At 67.6% G+C, this 9,982-nt stretch carries 7 protein-coding genes; all 7 read right to left on the bottom strand.

Translation table 11 applies throughout. The features are described from left to right. Positions 1-1,178, bottom strand: a 1,178-nt coding sequence (locus A5727_RS12890) for an MCE family protein (protein WP_068249625.1), incomplete at its 3' end; no start/stop codon positions are given. Next, complete coding sequence (locus tag A5727_RS12885; RefSeq protein ID WP_082949773.1) at positions 1,175-2,455, bottom strand: MCE family protein; 1,281 nt, start codon at positions 2,453-2,455, stop codon at positions 1,175-1,177. The genes A5727_RS12890 and A5727_RS12885, both read right to left, overlap by 4 nt. Further along, the gene (locus A5727_RS12880) at positions 2,452-3,534 is read right to left on the bottom strand and encodes an MCE family protein (protein WP_068249623.1); all 1,083 of its coding nucleotides are present in this window, start codon (positions 3,532-3,534) and stop codon (positions 2,452-2,454) included. The genes A5727_RS12885 and A5727_RS12880 overlap by 4 nt, the downstream gene beginning before the upstream one ends. Continuing rightward, the gene (locus A5727_RS12875; protein ID WP_068249621.1) at positions 3,534-4,553 is read right to left on the bottom strand and encodes an MCE family protein; all 1,020 of its coding nucleotides are present in this window, start codon (positions 4,551-4,553) and stop codon (positions 3,534-3,536) included. The genes A5727_RS12880 and A5727_RS12875 overlap by 1 nt, the downstream gene beginning before the upstream one ends. Beyond that, entirely contained in the window at positions 4,550-5,839 is a 1,290-nt protein-coding gene (locus A5727_RS12870; RefSeq protein WP_068249619.1) for an MCE family protein, read from the bottom strand. The genes A5727_RS12875 and A5727_RS12870 overlap by 4 nt, the downstream gene beginning before the upstream one ends. Before the next feature lie 234 nt (positions 5,840-6,073). Next, the gene (locus A5727_RS12865) at positions 6,074-8,479 is read right to left on the bottom strand and encodes a CaiB/BaiF CoA transferase family protein (protein WP_068249617.1); all 2,406 of its coding nucleotides are present in this window, start codon (positions 8,477-8,479) and stop codon (positions 6,074-6,076) included. Then, on the bottom strand, positions 8,476-9,936 hold the full coding sequence (locus A5727_RS12860) for an aldehyde dehydrogenase family protein (RefSeq protein WP_068249613.1): 1,461 nt from the start codon (positions 9,934-9,936) through the stop codon (positions 8,476-8,478). Before A5727_RS12860 ends, A5727_RS12865 begins: the two co-directional genes overlap by 4 nt. Positions 9,937-9,982: the final 46 nt, after the last annotated feature.

The following is a 9,982-nucleotide window of genomic DNA, read 5'->3' as shown; positions in this document are numbered from 1 at the left end:
GGAGGTGACACAGCGGGCAGGGCGGGAGGTGGCACAGCGGGATCGGCTGCGGGCACCTCGGGCGGCGTCGCGGGTGGAACCGGCACGACCGGCACCCCGAGCGGGTCATAGGTGTAGTTGGCATACCACGGGTCTCCTGGAGCACCCTCGAGCGGGAAACGTGGGACGCCGAATCGTGTGCCCAGCAGGGAAGTTCGCTTCAGCCGGGGAACCGTGAGGTCGATCACGGCGAACAGGTTCATGTAGTCGCCGCGCACCCCGCGGTCGATGATGTCCTGAGTCAGCGGGTACGTGGGCAGGTATGCGAGCACACTCCCGAGGTCGGGCCCGACGTCGGCGAGGACCCGCAACGTGGGTTCGAGGTTCTTGAGGTTGGTGATCAGGTCATCGTGGATGTCGGCGACGACACCGGTTGCGGTTCTGCTGAACTCGCCCAGGGAGCGCAGCGCCGCCGTGATGTTGGGTCGCTGAGCGACCAGCACCTCCAGGGCCGGCGGGATCTCCTTCAGCGCCCGGTCGAGAACATCCTCCTGACCGGCCAGTGTTGCGCTGAGCCGGTCGAGATCTCGGATGGAGCCGATCACCTCGTCACGCTGGTCGTCGAGCCGGGTGACGATGTCGTTGAGTCGGGTCAGCAGTTCGCGGATGTCGTCCGCACGACCGGTGACCGCCTCGGCGGCGTTGCTCAGGACGTCCCCGATCTGGCCCAGCCCCCCACCGTTGACCAGCGCCGACAACGAGGACAGCGTCTGTTCGGTCGACGGGTAGGTCGACGTCGCGTTCAGTCCGATCGTGGCGCCCGACTCGAGGCGGCCCCGAGGTGGCTCCCCGGGGGGTGGGTTCAGTGCCAGATGCATCGATCCCAGCAGGCTGGTCTGGCCGACCGTGGCGACCGTGTTCGCCGGAACCGGAACGTCTGGCTTCACCCACACGTCAACCCGGGCGTGCCATCCCGCCACCGTCATCGAACCGATCGTGCCGACCACGACGTCGTCGATCAGCACGGGCGAATTGGGTTCGAGAGTCCCCACATTGGCGATCTCGACGTGGAACAGCTGGGCGCCCGGACCGCGCCCGACGGTGCCCGGCAGCGGGACCGAGTTCGGCCCGCCGAACGAGCATCCCGCGGTCAGCACGGCGGTGCTGACGATCAGGGCGATGATGCGGTGGCTGATCATGGATGCGGCGTCCCCTCCGGCCCGGACGGCGGCAGCACACGGCCGTCGACCGCGTCGGGATACGCCGAGACCGCCGGGGGCTGCTCTGCCGGGGGCGGCGGCCCGCCGACGGCCGGATCGAGCCCGGGCGGCGAGTAGACGATGTTCTCCGGGCTCGCCGACGGCGCCAGGAACGGATTGACGGGGAACGGCAGGTAATTGAAATCCATTGTGCTGAGCGCGGGGCCGAGGTACTGCGCACACAGCTTCGCGGTCTCCGGCGCGGTGGCGTTGTACACCGACCCGATGGCCGAGCAGACGAACTGCATCGGATTTGAGAAGTTGTGCAGCGCGAACGCCCCTGCGACAGCACCTGAGTCGGGGTTGTACATGTTGTAGAAGTTTGCGAAGGCCGTGGGCGCACCGTGCAGGAGATTCTCCAGGTCGATCCGATGGTCCACCAGAGTCTGCGTCACGTTCGCCAGTCGCTGCACCTGCTCGGCCGTCTGGTCTCGGGTGCCCGCGACGAAGCGCTGGACCTCCCCCACGGCAACCGCGACATCGCTCAGTGCGGCGTCGAGGTCGGACCTGGCCCCGTTGAGAACGGAGGTGAGCGTCGCGAACTGATTCTCGAACTGCACGATCGCGACATTCGAATCCCGCAGCGCACTCACGAACGACTCCAGATTGCGGACCACGTCGGTGATGTCTCCGCTGCCGTCGGCGAAGATCCGCGCCGCCGCGGACAGGTCCGCCAGCGTCTGCCGCAGTGTGGCTCCGTTGCCGCCCATCGCACCGGCCATGCTGTCGATGAGCCGGCCGGCTGCGCTGGTGGAGAGATCACGGTCTGGGCCGAGGTCGGTGACCAGCCGCATCAACTGGGTTTTGACCTCGTCCCACTCCACTGGGACCGCCGTGCGTTCGAGGGGGATCACCGCGCCGTCGGCCAACACGGGGCCGGTGTCGACATACGCCGGGGCCAGCTGGACGTAACGGGCCGAGATGAGGTTCTGGGGCACGATCACCGCGCGGGCATCGGCGGGGACAGGCACCTCACGACGCACCGACAAGGTCATCCGCACGCGATCGGGTTCTGCGTGGATCTCCTCGATGGTGCCGACCTTGACGCCCGCGACCCGAACCTCATCTCCCGCGTAGATCCCGGTCGCGCTCGAAAAGTAGGCGGTGATCCGGTTGTCGCCGAACAGACCTCCGCTCACCAGCAGCGCGGTCGCCGTGGCTGCGAACACGACAAGCGCCACTGCGACTGTCAGCCGGGTGAGGGCCCGGCCGGTCATCGTGAGCCCCCAGGGATGCCGTTGACCGGCCAGGGCAGTTCCGCACGCGGGCCCGCGTTGTCGGGCGGTTGGCCCGCGTCGGTTCCGCGCCGGAACCCGAAGCTGTAGTCGAGGAAGGGCTGCAGCAGCTGTCCGGGAAGCAGATTGGGGATGTTGGCCGTGTAATAGAACCCGTTGGACACCGTCTCGCCCTGCGTGAGTTGGAATTTCGCCAACCCCGGAATGGCCTTTGCGATGTTGTCGCGATTCTTCTCCAACATCGCGGTCACGGAGTTCAGCCGCTCCAGGGCCGGGGCCAGCTGCTCCTCGTTGTCGGCCACCAGCGCGGTCAGTTCGCGCGAGACCGCCGACGTGGCGGCGAGGAACCTCACGATCTCCTGGCGCCGCTCGGTGAGCACCGCCAGCAGCTGACTCCCGTCAAGGATCAGCTGATTGACCTGTTGACTGCGCTCGGAGACCAACTCGGTCACAGTGGCGGCCCTCTGCAGCAGGGTTCGAAGGTGCCCGTCCCGCTCGTTGAGCGACCGGGACAACCGGGTCAGCCCGTCCAGCGTCGGGCCGACCTGCGGTGCGATGCGATCCAGAGTGAGCGCGAGAGCGTCCACCGACTGACTCAACTGCGCCGTGTCGGTGCCTTGAGTGTTCGTGGTGAAGTCGTCCACCGCGGTGGTCAGCGAGTACGGCGACGAGGTGCGGCTCACGGGAATGACGGCATTCGGTCGCAGAGGTCCGTCGCCGTCAGAGGACAGCGTGACCACACGTTCACCCAGGAGGGTGCCCGTGCGGATGTGGGCCGTGGTCTGATCGCCCAGTCGGACAGTCGAGTCGATCGCCATGGTGACCTCGGCGACCCCTTTGACCAGAGAGACCGCGGTGACGGTGCCCACCGTGGTCCCGGACAGGGTGACGTCGCCGCCGGCCGCCAGCCCGGCCGCCTCGACGAACAATGCGCGGTAACGCACGTCGCCGGCCCAGGATTCCAGCCGCTCCGGGTTCAAGCCGACGACGATCACGAGCAGGACGAGAACGGTTCCGAGGAAACCCATCTTGGCGATGCCGGCGCGGCGGTACTTGAGCATCAGGGCTCCCCGCAGCGTCCGCCGGGGTTACGGATCCAGGGGCTGACGACCGTCCGCCCCTGCAGATCTGTGAGCCGGAGCGTCGCTGCACAGAAGTAGTAGTTGATGAAGCTCCCGTATGAACCGATCCTGACGAGCTTGCGATAGTTGCGCGGCGCCTTCTGCAGGGCGACATCCATTGTGTCCCTGCCCTCGTCGAGCAGCGGTGCAACGCGAGCCAGTTGGTCGACAGTCCCCGCCAGCGGCGGTCTGGCGCCGGTGAGAAGGTCGGCCACCGTGGCGGTGCCGGTCGCCAGCTGCTCGATCGCGTCGGCGATCGGATCCCGTTCCGCGGCAAGACCACTGACAAGGTGCTGAAGCCGATCGACCGCCTCGGAGAACTGTTGGCCGTTCTCCGACAGTGTCCCCGTCACCGTGTTGAGCCTGTCGATCACACGCTGGACGACCTCGCCGTTGTCGGCGATGGCCTGAGTGAACGACGACGTGCGCAGAAACAGTGACTCCACGGTGCCCTCCTGGCCCTGCAGGATCTGGACCAACGCGGCACTGAAGGCGTTCACGTCGTCGGCGTTGAGGGCGCGGAGCACCGGTTTGAGTCCGCCGAGCAGGAGGTCGAGGTCGAGAGCCGGTTCGGTGCGGGTGAGCGGAATCGGTGTCCCGGCCGGTTGCGGTTCGGAGGAGCCCGGGCCGTCCTGAAGTTCCAGGAAGCGGTCACCGACGAGGTTGAGATATCTCACGACCGCCCGCGTGCCGGTGGTCAGCACGATGTCACGGTCGACGTCGAAGCGCACGACCACAGTGTGGTCGGGTTGAAGACGAATGCCCGTGACACTGCCCACGACGATGCCCGCCACCCGCACGCTGTCACCGCTCTTCAGCCTCGAGGTGTCGGTGAACACCGCCGACCGTTCCACGGTGTCGCCGCCGCGGTAGTTGCCGAACACCATCAGCAGGGTCGCGGTCAGAATGACCATGACCGTGACGAAGACCGCCAGCTTGATCGGCGTGGTCCGGTTCATCCCGGCATCCCGATCTGAGCTCCGTTGCGCGGCGGGCCGTCGACGGGTCCGAACAGCGCCTGCTTGAGCCCGTCGGAGTTCAGCAGGATGCCCTGATTGCCGTATTCCCACGGATTGGCTCCGACGTCGGTCACCACGAAGGGCGGAACCTCCTGAGGTTTCAGCAGGGGCAGGCCGAGCAGCTGGCACAGTCCCGGTTTGGCGGTCGCGTTGACCTTGGGCAGGTGCCGGGGATATCGGTACCGCTCGATCCCCGGCTTCAGACCGGCGAGCGTGTACACACCCGGTTCGGGCAGCGGCGGTCCCTTCGTCAGGGGCACCATCCCCTTCAAGGTGCAACCGAGCAGCTCCTCATTGCGGCTGAGCATGTCGGTGGTGGGCACCAGCAGATGAACGACGTCGCGCAGGGGGCCTCCGTTGGTCGTCAGAACGTCGTCGCCGATGTGCGCCAGGCCGATCGCGCCGATCAGCAGCGCGTCGAGATCGTCCTGTTGTGCGACCAGGGTTCGGCTCATGACGGTGGCGTTGTCGAGAGCGTGCATCAGATCGGGCGCGGCGTCGGCGTAGGCGCCCAGGGTCGCGGGCAGCATGTCGATGTCTCGGCTGAGATTGGGCAGTCCCGGTTCCAGCGTGGCCATGGCGGCATTCAGGTCGCTCAGCGTCTGCCCCATCTGGGCGCCCCGGCCGCTGGCCGCGCGCGACAGGGTGGACAGGATCGCATTGACCTTGGTCGGCTCGAGACTGTCCAAGATCCGGGTCAGCTGCTCGAACACGGTGTTGGTCTCGACCGTCACGTTCTGGCCGACCAACTCCTGGCCCGGCCGTACGGGCTCCGCCGGCGGCGTCTCCGATGGAGGCGAGAGTTGGACGTACTTGGCGCCGAAGACCGTGCTGGAGGCGATGTCGACCACCACGTTCTCCGGAATATTGCGCAGCTCAGCGGGTTTGATCGCCAAGTGCAGCGCCGCGGTGCCGTCGGGGCGATACTCAATCGATGAGACGGTGCCGACCTGGACGCCGCGCATCTTCACCTTGGCGTCGGGGTTCATCACCAGACCGCTTCGCTCAGAGATCACCGTGAGGGGCACGGTGCTGCTGAAGCTGCCGTTGAACAGGCCCACCGCGACGGCGACGGTCGCTGCGACCAGCAGGACGGTGGACACTCCGGTGACGGGCCGCGCGAGGCTGGCCACCCCGAAATGCCGCCCGGCCGAGGCGGCCAGCGGGCTCGCGGCGCTCGCGGTCTCGGACCGGTGGATCGGTCCTGGCCCCAAGTGCCTGGTCATCGCCGCCAGCCGTCAGCCACGGTCACGCATTTCGCTCGGAAACAACTGCAGGTCAGTCTCTTCCGCGCACTCAGTGCTTCTCCCCCGGAGCCGGAAGACCGCTTCGGCTGCCATTCCATCCATCCCCTCGCCCCCGCGAACCCATCCTCCCAGATGTCGAGAGCGTGAGTTGCCGCATTCTGTAAATAGGTGTTTTCACACGATCCCAATCGCCCATACGCCGAACGGCGCCGCTCAGGCATTCAGCAGACGGTCGCCGATGACCTGCTGCTCCCGAAGCGCCGCGATGTCCTCGGCGGTCAGGCCCAACTCCGCAAGGATCTCGGCGTTGTGCTGGCCGAGGGTCGGTGGTGGTCCCAGATGGTGCCGCAACGGTCCCGGGGTGATGCGAAAAGGCCACCCCGGGAAGCGATGCCGTCCGGTGATTGGATGTTCGACCTCCTCGTAGAATCCCCGGGCATCGAGTTGGTCCAGGTCGTACATCCGGTCTGGCGTCAGCACGCGTTCGGCCGGCACGCCGCGCGTCGTCAGCGCGCCGACGATGTCGTCGGGGGCCCGGGATGACGTCCAGGCCGAGACCACGGCGTCGAAGCCGTCGTGGTGGTCGAGTCGGTCCCGCCACGTGGCGAACCGGACGTCGCCCGCCAGTTCGGGGTGTTCCATCGCCTCCGACAGGGCGGTCCAGTCAGCGTCGTCACGGACCGAGATGGCCACCCACTCGTCGGGTTGGCCGGTGGCGTACACGCCCTGGGCGAAACGACGATGGCGGTTGCCCTCCCGCCCACGGACCCTGCCGGTCATCGAATGCTCGATCACGGGTTCGGCGGTGACCGCGGCACCGACCTCGATCTGTGCAACCTCGATCAGCTGTCCCTCGCCGGTGCGGTCTCGATGTTCCAGCGCCGCAAGAAGCGCGACGGTGGCGTGCACGCCGGCGAGGGGATCGGCTGGACCCTGCAGATTGCAGGGCGGACCGTCGGGATACCCGGTGCACGCGGACATCCCGGAGAGCTGCTCGATGTTGAGTGCCCACCCCACGTAGTCGCGCCAGGGGCCCTCGAGTCCGAATCCGGGCATGCGCACCATGATGACGCCGGGGTTGATCGCTGCCACCGAGTCGTAGTCGAGCCCGAACTGTTCGACGACGCGGGGTGAGAAGTTCTCGACCACGATGTCGGCCTCGGCGACCAGTTGTCGCGCGAGGGCACGCCCTGGCTCGGAGGTCAGATCCAGGGTCAGGTCACGCTTGTTGAGATTGGTGCCCTGCCACAGTGGCCCGCGCTCGTACCAGTCGTCGCCGTCGCGCAGCAGAGATCCGGAGTAGCGGTGGGAGTCGGGCCGTTGAATGGACTCGACCTTCACCACATCGGCGCCGAACGCCCCGAGATAGCAGGTCAGGTACGCGCCCGCCCAGAACGTGCTGAGGTCGAACACTTTCAGGCCCGCGAACGGAAGCGTCATGTCTCCGCCCGGGACCGCCCTGCATTCAGGGCGCTCGCGCCAGCCGGCGCTGTGATCCCCGCCGAGACGCGGTGGCGCACCGGGAATCGCCACGGGGGTTCGAGAGAGCCGGAACGGCGCACCCGGCCGCAGGAACCGCACCGATTCGGGGTCGGTCTCGGATCCGGCCTGCACGAAGAACCCGCGGTCACGGTACTGCGGGCAGTCCAGAACGGTCGCCCCGTCCGTGACGGGCGCGGCCGGTATCCGCATCGCCTGGCTGAGTTCGACGAGGTCGGCCACACTCATCGACTCGAGCCACGGCTGGGCCTTGGCGAAGAACTCGTCTCGCTCCGGGCCCCCGAGCATGATGGCGATCTGATGTTCACCGAACTCAGGCAGGCCCACCATGGCGCACACGTCGAGCCAGTGTTGGCCGGTGAGACAGTTGATCCCGATCCACCCGTCCGACGCGCGCACGATGCCGAGCATCGGCGCGGCGCGGGCGTTGGTCGGAAGTCCGAGCTGTCGCAGGCGTTCGGCGAGCAGCATCGGGTACGGCAGTGTGGCGATCATCGCCTCATGCGTCGAGACGTCCACCTCGACGATGCGCTGGGCATCGGCATCGGCCACCCGCAGTGCGGTGAGTCCGCCGAGCGCCGCGTAGGCGCCGGCGATGTACTCGGGGATGCGCGCTCCGGCCTGAACCGGTGGCCGGTCGGGTTCGCGGTGACTGACCCATCCCGACGCCGCCTGCAGCGTCAGAGGCGTCGTCCGGCGGTCGGTCGTGGGCCCGGTCTGGCCGAAGTCGGAGATCCTGACCACGGTCAGACGCGGGTTGAGCGTCTGCAGCGTTTCGGTGTCGAGCCCCCACCGTCGGCGTTCGGGGCCGTGCGGTGGAAGGTCCTCCACGAGCAGATCGGCGTCGGCGATCAGGGCGTGGAGTGCGTCGACTCCGCTGCGCGATGTCAGATCGAGTGTGTGACCGGTCTTTCCGGCGTTCAGATAGGCGAACAGCCCGCCGTACCCGGGGTTGGCGCCGTCCGGGGGGAACGGCCCCCACCGCCGCAGCGGATCTCCGCTGCCGGCCTCCACCTTGTGCACTTCGGCACCGAGATCGACGAGGAGCTTGGTGCAGTACGGACCGGCGATGTCGCTGGCGAGCTCCACGACCCGCAGGCCGTGCAGCGGACCGCTCATGCCGGCACGCCGATCGCCTTGGGCTCCATATAGGCCCGCATGCCCATCAGCCCGCCCTCTCGGCCGATGCCGCTCTGTTTGAATCCCCCGAAGGGCGCCGCGCCGGCGATGGTCCCGTTGATCGACACCTGCCCGGTGCGCATTCTGCGGGCTACGTCCAGCGCCCGCTCCACATCGGCCCCCCAGACCGCGCCGCCCAGACCGTAGGCCGAGTTGTTGGCGATACTCACCGCTTCGTCGTCACTCCGATAGCGCAGCACGGTCAGCACAGGGCCGAAGACCTCCTCCTGCGCGATGAAGGAGCTCGGTGCGGCTCCCGTCAGGATCGTCGGTTCGAAGAAGAATCCTGAGCGCAGGTTCTTGGGGCGGCGACCACCGGTGACCACGGTGGCTCCGTCCCGCTCGGCATGGGCCACGAAGCTCTCGACCCGAGCGGCGTGCTCCGGGCTGATCAGCGGACCCATGGTGACCTGCTCGTCGGTCGGGTCGCCGACCCGGACCTGGCGTGCCAATTCCGCCAATCGGCTCACGACGTCGTCGTGTACCGAATCAGGCAGCAGCAGACGGCTGTTGAGAATGCACGCCTGTCCAGCATGCAGCGTGCAACCCTCGAACAGCAGTCGCTGCAGGAGTTCGTCGGTGAGGTCGGCGTCATCGAGGACAACGCTCGCGGACTTGCCGCCGCACTCGAGCAGCAGGCGCTTCATGCTCGCGGCCGCGCCCGCCATGACGTCGCGTCCGACCGATGAGCTTCCCGTGAAGCTGACCATGTCCACGCGCGGGTCCGTTGTCAGGACCCGGCTGGCCGCCACGCCACTGGGGGTCACCACGTTGACGACACCCGGCGGGATGTCGGTCTCCTCGTCGATGATGCGTGCGAGCTCCAGGCCGGCCAAAGGTGTCAACGGAGAAGGCTTGAGCACCACTGTGTTTCCCGCGGCGAGAGCCGCACCGACCTTCATCGAGTTGAGGGTGTGGGGGAAGTTCCACGGGGTCAGGATGGAGACCACCCCCAGCGGTTCGTACCGCAGGAGGGTCGACCCGGCCGCACCCCAGGCGTCCATCGGCGCCTCTGCGGGTTCTCGGGCCAGCTCAGCGGCGTGTCCGACCATGAACGCGGGACCCTCGATCTGGATCAGTCTCTCGTTGCCGGTACACCCCCACTCGGCCTGGGCCAGGGCGTAGATCCGGTCCGCCCCCGCCAGCAGGGCGTCGCTCAGCTGTTGCAGGCAGCGTGCCCGCTCCGACGCTGGTGCGTCCGACCAGCACCCGGAGTCGAACGCGGTGCGGGCTGCCCCAATGGCCGACTCGACCTGCTGCACGCTGGCGTCCGGTGCGGACGCGATCACCTCTTCGGTGGCGGGGTTGACGACGTCGTAGCGGCCGATGTCGGGCTCGATCCAGCGCCCCCCGATGTAGTGCCGATGAAGGTCCAGAGGTGGGCGGGTCTGAGGCATCGTTGGGCTCTGCCTTTCTCACTGCCGTCGTCCAACAGATTGAGTC

Origin of the sequence: Mycobacterium sp. ACS4331 (assembly GCF_001667265.1) — a bacterium.
Lineage (GTDB): Bacteria > Actinomycetota > Actinomycetes > Mycobacteriales > Mycobacteriaceae > Mycobacterium.
This window is presented reverse-complemented; position numbering and strand designations above follow the sequence as displayed.